This is a genomic window from Pseudomonas agarici (genome assembly GCF_001543125.1).
Lineage (GTDB): Bacteria > Pseudomonadota > Gammaproteobacteria > Pseudomonadales > Pseudomonadaceae > Aquipseudomonas > Aquipseudomonas agarici.
This window is the reverse complement of record NZ_CP014135.1, coordinates 4,631,077-4,649,121: the sequence shown is the minus strand read 5'-3', so window position 1 is coordinate 4,649,121 and position 18,045 is coordinate 4,631,077. Positions and strand designations below refer to the sequence as shown.

At 58.0% G+C, this 18,045-nt stretch carries 16 protein-coding genes and 3 pseudogenes; 12 read left to right on the top strand and 7 right to left on the bottom strand.

Annotation, left to right across the window (positions count from 1 at the left end; all coding sequences use genetic code 11):
• Positions 1 to 53 precede the first annotated feature (53 nt).
• Positions 54 to 1,064, bottom strand: a complete 1,011-nt coding sequence (dusA, locus tag AWM79_RS20430) for a tRNA dihydrouridine(20/20a) synthase DusA (RefSeq protein WP_060783650.1) — start codon at positions 1,062 to 1,064, stop codon at positions 54 to 56.
• Between the two features lie 97 nt (positions 1,065 to 1,161).
• Here dusA and AWM79_RS25760 point away from each other — a divergent pair.
• Positions 1,162 to 1,311: pseudogene (locus tag AWM79_RS25760) on the top strand (site-specific integrase); the annotation flags it as partial.
• Between the two features lie 204 nt (positions 1,312 to 1,515).
• On the opposite strand, the gene AWM79_RS20425 reads toward AWM79_RS25760, so the two are convergent.
• On the bottom strand, positions 1,516 to 1,971 hold the full coding sequence (locus AWM79_RS20425; RefSeq protein WP_017133556.1) for a winged helix-turn-helix transcriptional regulator: 456 nt from the start codon (positions 1,969 to 1,971) through the stop codon (positions 1,516 to 1,518).
• 151 nt (positions 1,972 to 2,122) lie between these two features.
• Between AWM79_RS20425 and AWM79_RS20420 the strand changes: the two genes are divergently transcribed.
• From AWM79_RS20420 to AWM79_RS20380, 9 genes are all read left to right on the top strand, one after another.
• Positions 2,123 to 3,379, top strand: coding sequence for an MFS transporter (locus tag AWM79_RS20420; protein WP_060783649.1), 1,257 nt, complete (start codon positions 2,123 to 2,125; stop codon positions 3,377 to 3,379).
• A gap of 96 nt (positions 3,380 to 3,475) precedes the next feature.
• Positions 3,476 to 3,772, top strand: a complete 297-nt coding sequence (locus AWM79_RS20415) for a 2Fe-2S iron-sulfur cluster-binding protein (RefSeq protein ID WP_017133554.1) — start codon at positions 3,476 to 3,478, stop codon at positions 3,770 to 3,772.
• A gap of 63 nt (positions 3,773 to 3,835) precedes the next feature.
• A complete protein-coding gene (locus AWM79_RS20410) occupies positions 3,836 to 4,588 on the top strand; it encodes a hypothetical protein (RefSeq protein ID WP_017133553.1) in 753 nt (250 codons plus the stop codon).
• A 15-nt stretch (positions 4,589 to 4,603) separates the two neighbouring features.
• Positions 4,604 to 5,944, top strand: coding sequence for an ATP-grasp domain-containing protein (locus AWM79_RS20405; protein ID WP_060783648.1), 1,341 nt, complete (start codon positions 4,604 to 4,606; stop codon positions 5,942 to 5,944).
• 72 nt (positions 5,945 to 6,016) lie between these two features.
• Positions 6,017 to 7,348: an ATP-grasp domain-containing protein gene (locus AWM79_RS20400; RefSeq protein ID WP_017133551.1), complete on the top strand. Its 1,332-nt coding sequence runs from the start codon at positions 6,017 to 6,019 to the stop codon at positions 7,346 to 7,348.
• Positions 7,349 to 7,379: 31 nt separating this feature from the next.
• Positions 7,380 to 8,609: an ATP-grasp domain-containing protein gene (locus AWM79_RS20395; RefSeq protein ID WP_060783647.1), complete on the top strand. Its 1,230-nt coding sequence runs from the start codon at positions 7,380 to 7,382 to the stop codon at positions 8,607 to 8,609.
• A 31-nt stretch (positions 8,610 to 8,640) separates the two neighbouring features.
• Entirely contained in the window at positions 8,641 to 9,537 is an 897-nt protein-coding gene (locus AWM79_RS20390) for an EamA family transporter (RefSeq protein WP_017133549.1), read from the top strand.
• Positions 9,538 to 9,674: 137 nt separating this feature from the next.
• The gene (locus AWM79_RS20385; RefSeq protein WP_244159582.1) at positions 9,675 to 10,904 is read left to right on the top strand and encodes an aminotransferase class V-fold PLP-dependent enzyme; all 1,230 of its coding nucleotides are present in this window, start codon (positions 9,675 to 9,677) and stop codon (positions 10,902 to 10,904) included.
• A 116-nt stretch (positions 10,905 to 11,020) separates the two neighbouring features.
• Complete coding sequence (locus AWM79_RS20380; protein WP_017133547.1) at positions 11,021 to 12,202, top strand: MFS transporter; 1,182 nt, start codon at positions 11,021 to 11,023, stop codon at positions 12,200 to 12,202.
• Between the two features lie 8 nt (positions 12,203 to 12,210).
• Here AWM79_RS20380 and AWM79_RS20375 read toward each other — a convergent pair.
• Positions 12,211 to 12,450 (bottom strand): annotated as a pseudogene (locus tag AWM79_RS20375) (AsnC family transcriptional regulator); the annotation flags it as partial.
• 605 nt (positions 12,451 to 13,055) lie between these two features.
• On the opposite strand from AWM79_RS20375, the pseudogene AWM79_RS25755 reads away from it, so the two are divergent.
• Positions 13,056 to 13,313: pseudogene (locus AWM79_RS25755) on the top strand (site-specific integrase); the annotation flags it as partial.
• 31 nt (positions 13,314 to 13,344) lie between these two features.
• Here AWM79_RS25755 and AWM79_RS20370 read toward each other — a convergent pair.
• The 4 genes from AWM79_RS20370 to AWM79_RS20355 form a co-directional block, all read right to left on the bottom strand.
• A complete protein-coding gene (locus tag AWM79_RS20370; protein ID WP_060783645.1) occupies positions 13,345 to 13,686 on the bottom strand; it encodes a lysozyme inhibitor LprI family protein in 342 nt (113 codons plus the stop codon).
• 252 nt (positions 13,687 to 13,938) lie between these two features.
• Positions 13,939 to 14,418: a YbaK/prolyl-tRNA synthetase associated domain-containing protein gene (locus AWM79_RS20365; RefSeq protein WP_017133544.1), complete on the bottom strand. Its 480-nt coding sequence runs from the start codon at positions 14,416 to 14,418 to the stop codon at positions 13,939 to 13,941.
• A gap of 9 nt (positions 14,419 to 14,427) precedes the next feature.
• The gene (locus AWM79_RS20360) at positions 14,428 to 15,192 is read right to left on the bottom strand and encodes a sulfite exporter TauE/SafE family protein (protein WP_017133543.1); all 765 of its coding nucleotides are present in this window, start codon (positions 15,190 to 15,192) and stop codon (positions 14,428 to 14,430) included.
• A 4-nt stretch (positions 15,193 to 15,196) separates the two neighbouring features.
• Entirely contained in the window at positions 15,197 to 16,282 is a 1,086-nt protein-coding gene (locus AWM79_RS20355) for a TauD/TfdA family dioxygenase (protein ID WP_060783644.1), read from the bottom strand.
• 110 nt (positions 16,283 to 16,392) lie between these two features.
• Between AWM79_RS20355 and AWM79_RS20350 the strand changes: the two genes are divergently transcribed.
• Entirely contained in the window at positions 16,393 to 17,307 is a 915-nt protein-coding gene (locus AWM79_RS20350; RefSeq protein ID WP_017133541.1) for a LysR family transcriptional regulator, read from the top strand.
• The last annotated feature ends 738 nt before the right edge of the window (positions 17,308 to 18,045 follow it).

Sequence of the window (18,045 nt, the reverse complement as noted above, 5' to 3'; positions counted from 1 at the left end):
TCAGCCCTTGTCGACGCTGGCTAGCCCGCGAAGCACGATAACGCGCCCTCGGATTAGTGCCCCTCCAACAGCTCCCCGGCCTGATCCAGCAACGCCAACGGATCCTTCGTCTTGTGAATATCCACCGACAGCAGTTGCCGAAACCGTCGCGCCCCAGCAAACCCCGTGGCCAGTCCCAACACATGGCGGGTCACGTGATGCATCGCCCCGCCATCGGCTATATGCCCGGCCACATATGGTCGCAACCTTGCCAACGCCTGAGCCCGGGAAATCACCGGCGCATCACTGCCAAACAACTGCTGATCCACCTGCGCCAGCAGATATGGATTGTGATACGCCTCGCGCCCCAGCATGACCCCGTCAAACGTCTGCAAATGCTCATGACACTGCGCCAGCGTCTTGATTCCGCCATTGAGGATAATCTCCAACTCTGGGAAATCCTGTTTCAGCCGTGCGGCCACGTCGTACCGCAGCGGTGGAATATCCCGGTTCTCCTTGGGTGACAGTCCTTCCAGGATCGCGATCCGTGCATGCACGGTAAAACTGCGGCAACCGGCATCCCGGACCTTGCCGACGAAATCGCAGAGCTGCGCATAACTGTCACGACCATTGATCCCGATACGATGCTTGAGCGTCACCGGAATCGACACCGCATCGCACATTGCCTTCACACAATCGGCCACCCGTTCCGGGTGCCCCATCAGGCAGGCGCCGATCATATTGTTCTGCACCCGATCGCTGGGACAGCCGACATTGAGGTTCACCTCGTCATAACTGGCGTCCTGGGCCATGCGGGCGCAAGCGGCCAGATCAGCCGGTACACTACCGCCCAGTTGCAGCGCCAGCGGGTGCTCGGAGGCGTGGTAGCGCAGGAAACGCTGGTGATCACCCTGGAGAATGGCGCCAGTGGTGACCATTTCGGTGTAGAGCAGAGTGTGCTTGGAGAGCAGGCGCAGGAAAAAGCGGCAGTGTCTATCTGTCCAATCCATCATCGGGGCAACGGAAAACCTCCTAAATGCCGTAGTTGCTGATTCAGGTAGGTTTTCCGTGGGTTTCGTCCGCATTCTTGAATCTCTCATTTACCGCTATTTGCTACCATTTTTGCTTATCGTTGATATGGTGTTGTTGAAATTCAGCAAGAGCCATTAGGAATTCAGCAAAATGGGATCTATCACCGTCCGCAAGCGCAAAGACGGGTCTGTTGCCTATAACGCACAGGTTCGCATCATGCAGAAGGGCGCGATAGTTTATCAGGAAAGCCAGACCTTCGCCCGAAAACAGGCAACGCGAGCGGGGAGGCCTCCACGTGAGACTTAATTGGATTCGCCTTTACGCTGCAAACGATAAGACGCCACAGTACCCTGACGCCCGTTTGAATTGCCTTTCATCGCTAGCAGCACTGCCAGTGATGAACAGATTAGCTTGCGGTCAGGTCTTCGTTCGATTCAACTCTTCGGCGCTTCGGAGCAACTTGATCGGCGATCCGTTGCTGTCGACCAGTCGTTTCGACTCGCGTCAATCCCAGCGCTTGACGACCCGCCGATGACAATCGACCGAGGTCAACACCTTGCCCGCCTTGGAACGTACGGCGATGGTTTCTACCGGCTCCGACAATTCATTGTCGAGCAGCACCGAGTAGCTCTCCCCTGTGTTGAACAAGTAGCGCTCCCCCCACTGGCGCATGCTGACGATGATGGGAAACACCGTGCGCCCCATATCAGTCAGCACATATTCTTTGTAGGCACTGCCGTCGGATGCCGGTTGGATGTTGAATACGCCCAACTCGACGAGCATTTTGAGCTTGACCGTGAGGATGTTCTTGGCAAGACCAAGACGTTTCTGAAATTCACTGAAGCGGCGAACGTCGTCGAACGCATCGCGGATGATCATTAATACCCAGCGATCTCCGATTGCTTCGAGCGTGCGGGCGACCGGGCATTCGCTCTGCGCCAGTAATTGCTGTCTGGCCATGGGTCTCCTGGAGGCGGGTCAGTAGGAAGGGGGGAAAAGTTCAAACGTCAGACGAAAATGTTTTACCAATATGGTTGCATTTAACAACCTCATTTGATAAAAATCAACGCATCGGTTTCCTTTAGAAACCACATATTCCAAGGATGGAGTGATGCTGTTCAAGTCTCATGCCCCGGTAAAGATGGACATCGAAGCCGAAAAATCCAGCGGTGGGCACACGCAAGCCCCTCCAACCCGGGACACCTCCCAGCTCAGTCGCTATCAGACTTTTCTTTTTGCAATTACCTGCGCCATGGCGGTCGCAAACGTCTACTTCGCCCAGCCTTTGCTGGAATCGATGGCTGCCAGTCTGGCAGTTTCGCCGGGCACGATTGGTGTCGTAGTGACCGTGACACAAGCCGGTTATGCCGTCGGATTGTTGTTCATCGTTCCGCTGGGTGATTTGCTCAATCGCAAGAAACTTATCCTTACACAAATGCTGCTGTCGGCTCTGGCCCTGTGCGCAGTTGGCCTGTCGCAGGATTGGGGCATGTTGCTCGGCGCGATGGTGCTGGTGGGCCTGATGGCGGTCGTGGTGCAAGTGGTGGTTGCCTACGTCGCTTCGCTGGCGAGTCCCGAGCAGCGTGGCGAAGCCGTCGGCACCGTGACCAGTGGCGTGGTGCTGGGAATTCTGCTGGCCCGCTTCGTCTCCGGTGCAGTGGCTGATCTGGCCGGCTGGCGCGGCGTTTATTTTGTCTCGGCCGCCCTGATGATCGGCATGGCACTGGTGCTGATGCGCACCATGCCTGCCTCCACCACGCCACCGGCGAAAGGCGGCTACTGGCAATTACTGCGATCGGTGTTCCAGTTGTACCTGACCGAACGCACATTGCGTGTCCGGGGCACCTTCGCCCTGTTGATCTTCGCCGCGTTCAATGTGTTGTGGACGTCGATGGTACTGCCGCTCAGCGCGCCACCGTTGTCGCTGTCACACACCCAGATTGGTTTGTTCGGACTCGCCGGTGTGGCCGGTGCGCTGGCAGCGGCACGGGCTGGACGGCTCGCCGACCAAGGGCGAGGCAATCGCACCACGGGCGTCGCGTTAGCACTGTTGACCTTGTCCTGGCTGCCTACGGCGTTCGTTGAACACTCATTGTTCGCCATGGTGGTGGGTGTGGTGTTACTGGATTTCGCCGTGCAAGCCGTCCATGTCACCAATCAGAGCCTGATCTTTGCCGCACGACCCGATGCACAAAGCCGACTGGTGGGCGCCTACATGTGTTTCTATTCGGTGGGCAGTGGTCTGGGCGCAATAGCCGCTACTTATACTTATGCACACTTTGGCTGGGTCGTCGTTTGTATATTGGGTGCCGCCATCAGCGCAATCGCCCTGATGTACTGGATCTACCTGGGACTGACTTCCAAATAACTTTCCAGCATCAACAAACTTCTCGCGATCGTAAGTTAACGGTTGGCGTGAAACAGTGGGGCTGCCACACACACTTTAATATCAGCCGAGGTCAGTATGGCGTTGCACACACTCACTATTGCGTCGCATCAACTTGAGTTTCAGTTACCGGTCAACTCGCCTATTACCGATATCGAGTGGGAAGCTGGTGGCAAGAATGTGATTCCGTTGGGGTGCCGCGTCGGGGCCTGCGGCGCATGTCTGATCAAAGTCAAATCTGGTCTCGATGCGTTAAGCCCTCGGGACGGCGATGAGGAAGCGTTTATCGAAGTGCTGGGCTACACCGGAGAAGAATACCGTCTGGCGTGCCAGTGCCTGATAAGAGGTGAATTAGCTATTGACGTCATTGGCTGATAGCTGCAGTTGAAGTCGGTTCATTAATTAACGCGTTAAAAAAACCAAAACAGAGGCTTGATTATGCTTAACCGTGTGAAGAATGTTGGCTATGGTGATCGCACTCCTTTTCTCAATGCTGGCGCGTCGTTAAATCTGCGTGGGGAAATTGACCGGATTATCGATACACAAGTCGAGCAATGGTACGCAACCGTGCCTCAAGCCGCTCACCTGGAAGGCAAAGACGTCAACAGCGCGTACTACAAACGTCACCTGGTCGAAACCGCATGGCGCATCCGTCTGCTGCGCGTGGCTGAAGCAAAAGCCCTGGTCGATGTGGCCAAGGTCAGCCCGGAAGCTGCACAGATCTGGGCCCACTACGAACAGGAAGAAATGCTCCACGACGACCTGTTCATTCAGGATCTGGAACGTGTCGGCGTAAGTCGCGAAGAGTTCCTGGCCACCGAACCGTACCTGTCCACCAAGTTGCTGGCGGGCTTCTTCTCCTACCTGCTGGACCACGAAGGCCCACTGGGCGTCGTTGCCTATTCCTACCTGGTCGAGTATGTGAACGTGAAGCTCGAACCACGCAAGCTCGAAGCCCTCAAGGCGTCGGTTGGCGAGAAAAACATCATCGGTCAGGTTTCCCACTCTCACACCGATATCAACGACGACCATCCGGGTGAAGTCTGGGCCGCTCTGCGCTTCCTGATTAAAGGTGAGCAGGACATCGAAGCCCTGAAACGCTACCTGACCGAGCATCAGAAAATTCTCGCCATGTACTTCAGCGAGCTGTACATCGACACCCTGGCCAAGCCGCAAGACAAGGCAGCTTAAGCCATGGAGCAGGCAATGAATTCAAATCGAGCCGGCGTTTTGATCCTGAGCCACTGCGGCTTTTCTTTCCTGGAGGACTTGAAGGAGGAGCTGCATCGCCGCCAGCTCCGGTGTTTCGTACTGACTTCATTGCCGCTTCCTGAACACGTACCGGCCCGCCTGGAACAGATTCAGGGCTGGGCGGACCGGCTCTGCACCGCAGACTCTCACCAGTTGAGACTGGAAGAGGTGAACAACACACTCCAGACGCTGCGCAGGTCCGGCGAGCAAGTCACCTGCTGCATCAGTGTGTGGGAAGGTTATCGACACCTGATGGCCGCAGCCAACGCTGCGCTTGGAACGTATGACATTGATGCCCGACAGGCACTGGCATTGCGCAACAAGCTTGAGGTGCGCAACCAACTGGCCGAGGCAGGATTATCGCAAGCCAATGCTTATGCATTGACTGCACCGGTACTGGAAACACTGCAAGCGCGGAACCAGCGCTACTTCATCAAACCGATCCACGGGATCGCTTCGTATGCGGCGTTTCCGATGCGCAAGGACACCACCTGGGAGGCGCTTGAGGAACTGCGCAAGGCTTCGGTCGAGGACACGGTGTATGCCTCGGCCTTCAACGACGGCTTGCAGTTCATGGCGGAGGATTACATCGCCGGTCAGGAATTCAGTTTCGAGATGCTGTTGGTCGATGGTCAGGCGCATGTCGTGGCCGTCCATGAAAAATACGAAGTGACCGAGACCGCTGACACGGTACTGGAAGACAGCTGCACCACGCCGCCGGCAAGCCTTGATCAGGCGCAGATTGCGGCGGGCTTGCAGTGGCTGAAGAACGTGCTGGACTGCATGGATCTCAAGTGGGGCTGCTACCACGTTGAAGCGCGTTTCACCGGGCAACACTGGGACCTGATCGAGATCAATCCGCGCGTTGGCGGCAGCTTGATTTCCCACAGTGTCCAGGCAGTCACCGGCGGCCACAGCATGCTCTCGCTGTGGCTGGATCTGCTTCTGGCCAGTCAGGACGACGCCCTGCCCCGCGAAGCGCTTGTGCAACGCCTGACCCAATTTGGCTGGCAGGCGGACGGCAGCAGCGCACAGACCACAGCGACTTTCTTCCGGGTTTATTTCGCCAAACCGGGAACACTGAGTTCAATCACCCTCAACGACCTGCCCTTGGCGCCGGTGGTGAAACACATCCTGCTCAAAGCAGGCGATGTGATTCCCGCGCATGCCCGCGAAGTGTTTTTGGGCCAGTTGCTGTGGACGTTCGACCGAGACCGTCAGGCAACGGAACTTGAGCGCCTGGCGCGTCTTTGCGCCACGGCGCTGGACATCCAGTACGACGTTGAAAGCCATTGAAATCCCGCTGAGCAAGCACCTGGAACAGCAATGCTGTCCACGAGCAATTCCATGCATTTGAGGATGACGAACATGCCGCTGCGTGCGCCTGTATTGTTAATAGTGGACTACAACCTGAGCCGGATCGGCGATGTTCTGCACATGCGCAACTATGCGCGCCAGCAATGGGGCGCCGAGACCTGGCTGGTCCGGGACAATCCTCAGGATCATGACCTGCAGATCAGTGATCGGGTCATCGATGCCGACCCGCTGGACTCGGATTTCGTCCGCCATGCGCTGCGTCAGTTGGGCGAGGACGCGGACAGAATCAGTGCCGGAATGGTGTTTTCCGACAACGCGGTCGCCAGCGGTGCGGCCCTGCTCGAACAACTCGGCCTGCCGGTGGACGACGCCGAGCTGGCGCTGGGCGCCTTTGACAAACTGGCCTACCGCATCGCCGAGCGTCGCGATCGTCCCCTGCTTGAGCCGCTGGGGGTCATGCTGCCGGACTTCCAGCAGATCGGATGCATCAACGATGTGCGCAATTTCGCCCTGCGCCAGGAACGCGGCTTCGTCATCAAACCTGCGTGTGAAGGCAACAATCGCGGGGTGGTGATGGTCGCACCGGGGGGCGATTGCGAGCAGGCTTTTGCCGAAGTGGCGCCCTACCTGGAGGGCGGTGTATTGGCAGAAGCGTTCATCACCTTCACCCGCGAATACTCCTATGACGGCTTGGGCGATCTGTGGTTTATCACGGAAAAAGTCAGCGCCACTGGACGTTATCCCGTGGAAGTAGCGCAGATCCTGCCCGCCCGCCTCAGCCAGCCAGAGCGTCAGGCGATTTATCAGACCGGCGAGCAGGTCAATCGTCTGGTCGGCCAGCGAATCGGTCCGTTTCACAACGAGATCAAACTCAGCGATGCCGCTTACCAAACGGCCGTGATCGAGCCTAACCGTCGCCCCGGCGGCATGAAAATCTGGACGCTGGCGCACGCGGTACATGGAGTCGATCTGTATGCGGCGTGGGTCGATTCGGTGTTCTCCGCGTCGGTGCCGCAGGAACTGCCACCGGCAACCTGCAGCGCCGCCACGGTGATGTTCGGCGTACCCGAGGACATGACGCTCGACGCGATCGAACTGGGCGAAATCCGCACCATGGTTGATGACACGCTGACGTTGGCCGCGCAGACCATCGACTTGGCCAAGGACGATATCGTGTTGCTCGAATGCGCCTGGATCATCGGCCAGTCACGGCTGATCCATGCAACCCCCAGAGACAACAGCGACTTCGTGGCCCATGCCTGCGTCGCGTTGCATGACGCGCGCATCGACATCTGCGATCTGGTGACGGTGTTGCGTGAACAGTGGCTCACGGTACTGAACCGTCACCTGTCCGCTGCGCAATTGTTCAAGGTCGCGTCCTGACTTCTCTCTAATATGCTTTGAGATCCCCGGCATGAAAATCCTGATTCTTCACCGTGTTCCGTATCCGCGTATCGAATACCACCGCGGGATTGACCATGACTTGCACGATGTCACGTACATCGGCAAACAATCGGCAATCGATACGCTCCCCGCCGACCTGCGCTGCCACAGCGTGGTGCGAGTCGGGCTGAACAGCGCCTTCGATGAAACGCTGGCGTGGCTGGCTGAAAGTCCACAAACCTTTGATCGCGTCATTTCGATGTCCGAGTACGAATTGCTCGACGCGGCGCGTCTGCGCAAAGTGCTGAATATCGAAGGTGCGTCGTTGCAGTCGGTGACCCTGGCGCGCAACAAGCTGGAGATGAAAGCAGCGGTTCAAGCCCGGCATCTGCGTGTACCGCGCTTCATGTCGCTGGAGCGCTATCTGGCGCTGCAAGGCCATGCGCCGTGGACTGGCGCAACCGTGGTGAAACCTCACAGCGGCGCGTCGAGCATGGACGTCAGCATTCATCAGCAACCGGCTCGCGCCTTCGATGAGATCAGGCACAAGATCAGTGGTCTTGCGCTGCGCGTTGATGAGTTTCAGGTCGAAGAGTACATCAGCGGCCCGATCCGCCATTTCGACGGTCTGGTATTGAACGGTCGGGTCATCACCCTGATGTCCAGCGAATACGTGGGCACCTGCCTGGATTACATGGAGCGCGGTCAACCGCTCGGTTCGTGGCACATCGAAACCACGGCGTCGATGCATGAGTGGGTCAGCGCGGCGCTGCAAGCGGTGCAGATTCACAATGGCGCGTTTCATCTCGAAGCGATCATGGCGGACGACGAGCCGGTGTTCCTCGAGGTCGGTAACCGAGTCGGTGGCGCGGATGTGGTCGCGACCTATGAGCTCGCCACGGGCATCCACTTGCCGTCGCTGGAATTACGCATTCACGTAGACGGCGAACTGGACCTTTCGGCCTTCAGTTGCCAGCAGAGCGACTTGGGTTTCGGCTGGTTTGTGTTCCCGGGGCACACCCATCCGGAGCGGATCTACCAGGGCCTGGACGGCGCCGAAGAGCTGCGCGCGAGTGCGCACGTCGTGCAATGGAATGAACTGTCAGTGGGCGCGCTGTTGCCGGAGCACGTGACGTATTCGGCGTTCGAAGCGCCATTGGCCGGCATCGTCAAAAGCGCGGAACCCCAGCAGACCCGGGCATGGATGCAATCGTTGTTTTCACGTGTGCGCCTGGCTCACAACCTGACCTCTGTAGCGTGACACCGACCTCCTTCATCAAGGCAAATAATCCATGAAACCACTGCACGTAGTGTTGGCTGTATTGATAACGGCAATCTGGGGTGTGAATTTCTCGGTGATCAAACTGGGACTGGCCACCGTCGATCCGTTCATCCTGGCGGGTATTCGCTTCAGTCTCTGTGCGTTACCGGCGATTTTCTTCATCCGTAAACCCGACGTGCCGTGGCGCTACATCATCGGCTATGGTCTGGTGTTCGGCATCGGTCTGTGGGGCGTGGTCAATCTGGGTATCAAGGCCGGGCTGTCGGCGGGCATCGCGTCGCTGGTGCTGCAGTTCAGCGCGTTCTTCACCATCCTGCTCGGCGGTTGGGTGTTCAAGGAAGCGCTGACCCGCTTTCAGGTGCTGGGCATGTTGATCGCCCTCGCGGGGCTGGTGTGCATCATCAAGATCAGTGACGGTTCGGTGAGCCTGACCGGCGTGTTGCTGGTGTTGGTGGGCGCGGCGTCTTGGAGCGTTGCCAACATCATCAACAAGAAGGCCAGCACCAAGGATGTCTTCGGCTTTCTGGTCTGGTCCAGCGCTTTTGCACCGATTCCGCTGTTCGCCCTCGATTACGCGGTGAACGGCAGCGCCGGCTACACCGCGTTTGTCAGTCAGGTGAACACGACTGCCATGTTGTCGATCCTGTTCCAGGTCTATCCCAACACGCTGTTCGCTTACTGGATCTGGAACTCGCTGCTCAAAACCTATCCGCTCTCCACAGTGGCGCCGCTGTCTCTGCTGGTGCCGATCTTCGGCATGCTCGGCTCGGTAGTGGTGTTCAACGAAAGTGTGCCGGTGAGCAAAGTACTGGCGGTGGTGCTGATCGTACTCGGCCTGGCCGTCGGCCTCTATGGTCAGCGTATTTTCAATGCTATGTTCGCGCGCCCTGCGCGCACTTCAATGTGAATCGATAGGGAGCCGGTATGAATCTGGGAAGACGTGATTTTATGGGCGCCACTGTAGGAGCGACCCTGATTGGAGGCAGCATGGTTGCAAGTGTAGTAAACGCACAGGTGGGTCAAGCACCTGTCAAGGATGAAACCGTGACGACACTTGATCCCGCCGATTGGGCGTCGGTACGGGCGCAGTTCAAGCTGTCTCCGGAGATTGTGCACATTTCCAATTTCTTTCTGGCTTCCAACCCCAAGCCGGTACGCGATGCGATGGCGCGCCACCGCCAGGCCTTCGACGAGAACCCTTATACCTACCTTGAAGACAATATGTTCGCCAAACCCGAAGACATGGTTTGGCGCAAGGTTTGCTCTGCGGCGGCGGAGTACACCGGTGGCCGGGCTGAGGACATTGCGCTGACCACCAGCACCACGCAGGGTCTGGCGATGATTTACAACGGCCTGAAGCTGCGTCCCGATCAGGAAATCCTGACCACCCATCACGAGTGGTATACCCACGACGAGGCCATGCGCCTGGCAGTGGTCAAATGGGGTGGGAGCATCCGTCGCATCGATCTGTACGAAGGGCCTGAGGATGTCAGTGTCGACGCGATCGTCGCGCGCATAGAAGCGGCCATCAAACCCTCGACGCGCATTCTGGCCATGACCTGGGTGCACTCGGGCACTGGCGTGCGCTTGCCGCTCAAGGACATCGGTACACTTGTGACCCGACTCAATCGTGAGCGCGCTGAAGCCGATCAGATCATCTACGTGATCGACGGTGTGCACGGCTTCGGTTGTTCCGAGGCGCAGGTGGCGAGTCTAGGCTGCGACTTTTTCAGCGCTGGCACGCACAAGTGGATTCTTGGCCCGCATGGTACGGGGCTGGTCTGGGCACGTGAAGGTCAATGGGCGCAGATCACTCCCACCATCCCTACCATCATGGCCGCCGAGCCTGGCAACGCCTGGCGCCAGCAACGCGATCCGCAAGGTGAAACGCAGGCCGCCTGGGTCAGCCCTGGCGGGTTCCTGGCGTTTGAAAACCAGTGGGGCGTGATCGAGGCGTTTGAGTTCGTCAAGAAAATCGGCCGCAAGCGCATCGCCGATCGCGTCGCCGAACTCAACGGTCAACTGAAAGAGGGCCTGGCGAAGCTGCCCAATGTGCACTTGCACACGCCCCGTTGCGCCGAGTTTTCCGCTGGCATCGTGTGCTGCGACGTTAAAGGCTGGACGCCCAAGGATGTCGTGGCGAAGTTGAAAGCGCAGAAGATCATCGCCAGTGCCACACCGTATCGCCATTCGACGGTGCGTTTCTCTGCCGGGATCATCAACACCCCTGAAGATATCGAGAAAACCCTCAAGGTCATGCGCACGTTCGCCTGACACCCAGCCAGCCCGGATCGACGCCAGTCTTCTGCACCGCTCAATGCGGCTACGGGGCTGACGTCGTCCGTTCAAATTCAATGAATCGCGCGTACTCAAGGGTAAGGATCGACGACATGAGTGAACACCCAAGCCCCGCAAAAGAGTTGGTCATTTTCCTGTTCTGCTCGACGGTCTACCGCCTGTTTTCCGGCGCACTGCTGGTCTCGTTGACCTGGACCATTCTCAAACAGAACGATGGCGACTACCTGCCGTTGGCCTTGGCGATTTTCTGCTCGTTCATACCGGCGTTCATCACCCCGATGATGATCAAGCGCCTGTCGCGCCACATGACCGGACGCCAGATGAGCAGTCTGTTCGTACTGTGCCTGACGGGCCTGGCGCTGATCTCCGGGTTCTCGCGAAACTTTACCCTCGGCTTGCTGATCACCAACCTGTTTGTGTGGCTGATGATCATGTCGCTCGAGGCCAGCCTGGACATGTGGTTTACCCAGCTGCAACGGGGCATGGATGAAGCCAAAGTACGGCGGATCAGTGGCGCCACCACGGCCACCAGCCAGGCGGCCCTGATGATCGGTCCGTTGTTGGCAGCGGGTTTGATGCCGATTCTGACCGGCATCGGTTTTTCCCTTGTACTGAGCACCGGTTTCTTGCTGGTTGCGGGTATTTGCTACACGCGCAACGGCCTGCCTATGGATGTTCGCGAGAAGCTCGAAGGGGCGGCTCCCGCCAGACTGCCGATGACCTTGTTGGTGCCGATGGTGCTGATCTGGCCGATTCTGGGCGCGTTCAATTTCATGCTGCCCGTGTACGTATCGAATCACGGATGGACGCTTTTTGAACTGGGTGTCCTTGATGCCGTGTTCGGCTTGGGCATGGCGCTGATCGGTGTGCTGGTCATCATCGCCAACACCGGCCGTAACCTGCTGGTTTACCTGTCGGCGCTGACTGCGCTGGCGGTGATTTCCACCACGATGTGGTGGCTGATGCCGGACACGCTGTTTCTCAAAGCGCTGAGCCTGTTAATTCTGGGCATGGCCTTTGGTGGTGCTCGTGTGCATATCCGTGTCGCGATTGCCTGCCGTTACAGCGAAGCGGCCGTCGGTTTGTACGTGAGCAAGGCAAATGCCCTGGCAACGCCGATGCTGCTGCTGATCCTCAGTATGCAGTTGGCGATCATCGAGAACGCCTGGCTGCTGCCGTTCCTGCTGGTGACCCTGTCGGTCGTGCTGTTGCTGCAGACCTCGGCGACGCGCTTTGCCCGTGGGCAAACGCCTGTCGAAGCCGTGGGGGCCTGAACGCCGAACTACAACGGCAACGGCCGATCCTGAACCATCCGTTTTATCACCAGCGTCGACGTCAGTCTTTGAACATTGGGCAATGTTGAAAGGCTGTCGTCGTACAGCCGCTGCGCATCGATCACCTGCGGTATTTCGACTAGCGCCGCCTCGAATGCTTCGACGGCTTGCCGGTTACCCTCGTGCAACGTGACAAAGACCATCGCGGAGAAGTTGAGGCCGAGGGCGACAGGGTCCAGATTACCTTGAAGAATAGTAATTACATAACCTATTTATTACTTAGATATTACCTTTCCGCTTTCGCCTCAAAGCCTTGAAAACAAAGGGCTGTAGCTGATTCACTGGCCGCACTTACATTTCTTACCTTTTCCCGACGCCTTACTCAAAAAACGCTCATGCATACACGCCGTGCGTCCGTTCGCCTCACTGCGCACATCATGACGATGATGTACGGACGCTCTGGTGCACACACTTAAAAGCGCGTGGGCGTGCTTGTAGGTGTGTGCTGGGATTGGAGCGACGGAACCTTACGCCGGGATATGGGCGCGGTAGGTTGTACGGCTTGCCGGAGATGCTGTTTCAGGTGAGGAGTGGTACAAAAGTGGTACGGAGTTTTCTAGTCTGCTCTGTAATGGCCGGATTACATGGCCTGTAGGATTAGTTGGTGCAATCCATCATCGGGGCTACGCTGAGGCGCCGAGACAGTGCGGGGTTTGATTCTGCTGGGCTGGAACTTTGTTTTTGTACCATTTTACTCAACGTGTTTTTAGCGTGTTTTGGGGTGTTTTCAGGCGTTTTTTAAGTCTCAGCGGTACGATTTATCACTCAAAAACTGACGCGTACCACTTTAGATGTGGCGACTATCAGGGCAAGAAAACTGGCAGATGGGACTGTGAGCTACACGGCTCAGATCCGCATCAAACGCCACGGAAAGCAAGTCTACACGGAGAGCCAGACCTTCGCCCGAAAACAGGCTGCCCAGGCTTGGGCGCGTAAGCGCGAGTCGGGGCCGGATGAGCCTGGCGCGATCCAGAGCGCGAGCCGCAAAGGCACCAGGCTCAAAGAAATGGCCGATCACTATCGGGTCGAAGTTGAGAAAGCCCGACCGCTGAGCACGCCTGAAAGCGTTGTTTCATCAGGGCTCAGAGCGGTTTTTCAATGTGATCGTAACGCTGTTTCAGCTGCCTCAGGCGCTTCTCGTACTCGTGCGAAAGACAATCCTGGTCGCTGCCGCAGGCGTTGCGCTCCTTGAGCCAGGCAGCTTGTTCATCTTGCATGGCACCGCGGTTTCCCATGGCGAACAGGCCGCGCAGTAAGCGGTAAGTGGTGGTCATTTCGACGTCAAGGTCGTTCAATTGGCGGTCGGTGCAGATGCTCATTTCCGCCGGCAGCCTGGCTTTGTCGCAATCGAAGCTGGCTGCCTGAGCGGTGCCGGTGCCCAGGAATAGTGAAGGCGCAGCCAGTACCCATAAAAGTTTTTTCATGTTCGTTTTCAGTGCTCGGTTTTACCTTGATTTCAGTCAGACCGACTTGAACGCAATTGGTTTTACGGGACCGACCATAGGTCAGCGCGTCATGGTCGGCAGCATTCAATTCGTGTTTTCGGGGACTGGTACTCCTCTGGTCATTGATCGTCGGTATGACTCAACCGTAATTTGAGCTGGGCACTTTACCTCCGCCGATATTTGACCTGTACTCCGATAACGAGCGGTGGTGTGTTTCGGTGTTTATCGTGATCAAATCAGACTGATATCCAGCAACCGCGGCCTGGCAATCGCCAGGTAGTCGCGGGTTGCGAGGACCATGGAGGCGTCCAGGCGACCGGCGTTGAAGGCGATGTCTTCATAACGACTGGTCAGGGTTGGGTCGACGATCAGTTGGATCCGCTCATCGAAGACGAACGGCGGAATTGCCCCGATCCGGCAACCGGTTAGTGCCATGGCGGTTTCGGCCTTCACCAGTTCAGCCTTTTTTCCTCCCAGGGCAGCGCCCAGTTTTTTCATATCGAGCTTCTGGTCACCCGGCAATACGGCCAAGGCATATCGTTCGGCCTGGCCCTTGAGGGTGCAGAGCATAGCCTTGGCGCCCTGGCCTGGTTGAGTGCCACGGATCTGCGCGACTCGCGCCGATTGGCCCTCGGCGTCGTGCATCAAGAGGCGGTAGGTGGCGGCATGGCTGTCCAGCAGACTGACCAGTCGATCGAAGATTGGATGCATGGACGTTCCTCAGAGTTGCGTGATCAGGTCGTAGGAGAGTTTGCTGATCAAGATGACCAGCAGCACCAGGAATAACGCGCGGACAAAGGGCACGCCTTTGTGTACCGCCAGCCAGGTACCGGTCAGGGCGCCGAGGATATTGAACAGCGCCATGGGAATCGCCACCAGATAGAGCACATTGCCGGTGGGGATGAAGAACACGAGCGCGGCGACATTGGTCGCGATGTTAACCAGTTTCGCCGAGGCCGAGGCGTGAAGGAAGTCGAAGGCGAAACAGCGGATGAACAGGAAGATCAGGAAGCTGCCGGTGCCGGGGCCGAACAGTCCGTCATAGAAGCCGATGGCGCCGCCGATCAGGATCGCCAGCAGTTTTTCTCGGATGCCGATGCGCAGGGGCTTGTGCAGCGCGCCGAAGTCTTTTTTCCAGAAGGTATAGAGCGCCATCAGTACGATCAGCACCAGCACCGCAGGACGGATCACCGATTGCGGTACCGCCGAGACCGTCGCCGCGCCGCAGAACGCCATGACAAAGGCCGCCCCGGCTGCCGGGACCACCAGTCCCCAATCGATCACCACCTTGCGAACGAACGATCGTGCCGCGAAGGTCGTGCCACAGGCCGCGGCAACCTTGTTGGTTCCCAGTAGCGCGGCTGGCGAAGCCGTGGGCAGCACGTTGAATAGTGCCGGGATCTGGATGAGTCCGCCACCGCCGACCGCTGCGTCGATAAGACCGGCGCAGAAGGCGAAGAGGCAAAGGACGACGATATCGACCATGAAATCAGGCTCTTACAATAAAGGGGAGAGTCGGGTCTAGCGGCACCATGCGGGCCGGATCGTCAACCCCGAACACTCGGATCAGCCAGCGGTCGCGGCCGTCGTAGCGTGGAGTGAAACCGTCCCGGGCATGCAGGGTCTGCTGGTTCTTGAAGATCAACATGTCGCCCGGCTGCAGCAGGATATGGCGGATGACATCGGGGTGGCTGGCGGCGGCGTCGAACAATTGCAGGGCAACGTCCGCATGGGCCGTGGTCGCGGTGGCGCTGGCTTTGTTGTAGCGGCAGTACAGGCCACCGGATTCGGTCCTGTAGAGCAGCGGCACGTTTTCCAGCACGTTGCCTTGCTTACCGAACGAGTCTGGGCGGCGAATGGCAAAATGTGGTTGCTGCAGTTCCTGTTCGACAAAGCCGGGCAGTCTGTCCAACACATCGTGGATGGCGACGATGCGCGTGGGGACATCCAGCTCGCAACGCAGTCCGGTCAAGCTCAGGTATTCGGGGCAGGCGGACAAGTCGCTGACCGGCTCGCAGGTCAGCGGCAGGTGCGGATTGTCGACATGCATGCCCAGGCCCAGGCGCGAGCCGAAGGAACTGGTGGTGGTTTGGTATTTCTGCTTGGGCGAGACATGGCGGAATACCGTGGTATCGCTTTCCCCTTCATAGGCCACCGGGTGGGTTTCCAACATAGCCAGCACCGACAGGATCGCGCCGGCCAGGACCGGCACCTGCTCGATACCGGGCTCGGCAGCGTAGGGTGTGGCCGGCAACTGCGGGTCGACCGGCAGGCCACGGACAATCAGGGCCACATCGCCGGACCGGGGGAAGGCGCGGAGTGCCTGGCGTTTTTCCGCGTCCAGGACACCTTCCAACAACCGGGCGAGGGCCGGCATGCTCGCAATACCCGAGGTGCTGTCGGTGATTGCGAACGGTGCAAGGGCTTCATTCAACTGCTGATGCTCGGTGAACGAAATGTGAATTTCAGGCAAGGTCGACAAAATCGATACCGGTGGCTTCGGGGCCTGCCATTGCTGGCTTTGCTCACTGATCCGGAAGGCGGACTTCCTGACTGTTTCATCCAGCTTTGACACGTCCTTTGCTCCTGTGTGCCTACGTCCCTGTGGGTTAAGCGCGAAGGCTAACGGAAGGGCGCATTTTTGTGTTGCAATGTCACATTGTGAAAAGTGCAATGAGGTTGAGGATGGCGCTGGATTTGTTGGGTGAGCTCGAAGCGTTCGCGACCGTGGCGCGCAAACGCAGTTTTATCGCTGCGGCGCGTACCCTGGGGCGCTCGCCGAGCTCGCTGACCCGTGCAGTTCAGGCCCTTGAGGAAAACGCCGGTGTCAAGTTGTTCAATCGCTCGGCCAATGCAGTAAGCCTGACCGAGGCCGGCGAGCACCTGCTGCCCCATGCGCACAAAATGCTCGATCTGCAACGCGAGGCTGATGAAGACCTGGCAGGCATCAGTGGTTCGGCCACCGGTTGGATCCGCTTTTCAGCGCCCGAGTTTCTTGGCCATGGAGTGCTACCCAGGCTGATCGCGCAGTACTGCGAACGCTATCCCGAGGTGAGTATCGATGTGATCTTCACCGACGAAACCGTCGACCCGGCCAAGAGCAAGCTGGATTTCTCGATCCGCGGTGCCTTTCCGCGGTCCAGCGACCTGATCGGTTTTCCATTGTGGAGCTATGCCCGCCATCTCTATACCAGTCCCGATTATCTGGAGCGCCGTGGCACGCCAGATTCGATAGAGGCATTGGAAACCCATTCGTTGATCCTGCACACCGCCCCCAGGATTCTTAAAGAGTGGAATTTTCGTAGCGAGCAGCAGGCTATCAACTTCCGAGTGCGTCCGAAATTTCGCTTCAGCTCCGGCGCGGCGGTGTTTCAGGCGGCGTTGGCGGGGGTGGGGATTGCTCGGCTGGCAGACTGGCTGGCGGAGCCCGAAGTGGAGCTTGGGCGGCTAGTGCGGGTTTGCCCTGAGTACCGGCTGACCTCCAGCAATGGCGAGAACCCGCAAATGCATGCGGTGTATCCGGTTGGCAACCTGGCGCTACGGGTGAAGATGCTGCTGGACCTGATCCGCGCCTTCGGCGATGACGTTGGTCGGCTCTGATCAGGTCTTTGGCGTTTCGCGAAATGACAGGCTCGGCGCTGCTCGATATGCCGCTCGGGGATCAGGGTCTGTAGCCGTTTAGCATGGATAGCCAAAGGAAGGCCGCCTGCCAGAATGACCACGCTTCCATGGTTATTCTTGAGTTTGTCGAATTTTCGCATGGCCAACGCTTGACCTTACCACCATGGTAAGGAATACGCTTTAACTCAACTGCTCATCTAAACCTGGGAAATGACAATGGCGACGGCTCGAAGAGGGGACAGAATACTGATCAAGCTCCTCATGGTGCTGATTTTGTATCTGGGTGTGGCCCATGGCGGCCCCCGGGAACTCAGCGCCGAGCCTGCAAGTTCGTCCGTTAGCTGCCTGGTGATGCAAGGAGTGCAGGCTGGGGTCGATATGCAAGTGGATAATGTCTGTCCACATATGGACCACCAAATGTCCTGTTCGATCAGTTGCACGGCCTCTTATCTCGGGGCGGTAACGAACATTGTCGACCCAGCGTCCGGCCTGACTTCGCCGCAACATGATTATTACGCTTTCCTTCTTGGCCGCATGGCTGTCGCTCCCGATCCTTTTCCTCCTAAACAATCTGTCCTGAGCACTATCTGAAACTTCTCGTCGACGTCCGCGAGGCGGATTTTCAGACGAATAATATTAGATACGATCACTGATATTTTGATTGTTGTTGATACCCACAACCACGCGGAGGCGATTCCCTGGTTCATCAGGGATACG

Coding starts and splice junctions, on each gene's coding strand:
- AWM79_RS20400 (WP_017133551.1), top strand. CDS start 6,017: ATGCCGCTGCGTGCGCCTGTATTGTTAATAGTGGACTACAACCTGAGC.
- AWM79_RS20420 (WP_060783649.1), top strand. CDS start 2,123: ATGCTGTTCAAGTCTCATGCCCCGGTAAAGATGGACATCGAAGCCGAA.
- AWM79_RS20365 (WP_017133544.1), bottom strand. CDS start 14,418: ATGCATCCAATCTTCGATCGACTGGTCAGTCTGCTGGACAGCCATGCC.
- AWM79_RS20405 (WP_060783648.1), top strand. CDS start 4,604: ATGAATTCAAATCGAGCCGGCGTTTTGATCCTGAGCCACTGCGGCTTT.
- AWM79_RS20425 (WP_017133556.1), bottom strand. CDS start 1,971: ATGGCCAGACAGCAATTACTGGCGCAGAGCGAATGCCCGGTCGCCCGC.
- AWM79_RS20350 (WP_017133541.1), top strand. CDS start 16,393: ATGGCGCTGGATTTGTTGGGTGAGCTCGAAGCGTTCGCGACCGTGGCG.
- AWM79_RS20380 (WP_017133547.1), top strand. CDS start 11,021: ATGAGTGAACACCCAAGCCCCGCAAAAGAGTTGGTCATTTTCCTGTTC.
- AWM79_RS20415 (WP_017133554.1), top strand. CDS start 3,476: ATGGCGTTGCACACACTCACTATTGCGTCGCATCAACTTGAGTTTCAG.
- AWM79_RS20370 (WP_060783645.1), bottom strand. CDS start 13,686: ATGAAAAAACTTTTATGGGTACTGGCTGCGCCTTCACTATTCCTGGGC.
- dusA (WP_060783650.1), bottom strand. CDS start 1,064: ATGCGGACGAAACCCACGGAAAACCTACCTGAATCAGCAACTACGGCA.
- AWM79_RS20390 (WP_017133549.1), top strand. CDS start 8,641: ATGAAACCACTGCACGTAGTGTTGGCTGTATTGATAACGGCAATCTGG.
- AWM79_RS20360 (WP_017133543.1), bottom strand. CDS start 15,192: ATGGTCGATATCGTCGTCCTTTGCCTCTTCGCCTTCTGCGCCGGTCTT.
- AWM79_RS20395 (WP_060783647.1), top strand. CDS start 7,380: ATGAAAATCCTGATTCTTCACCGTGTTCCGTATCCGCGTATCGAATAC.
- AWM79_RS20410 (WP_017133553.1), top strand. CDS start 3,836: ATGCTTAACCGTGTGAAGAATGTTGGCTATGGTGATCGCACTCCTTTT.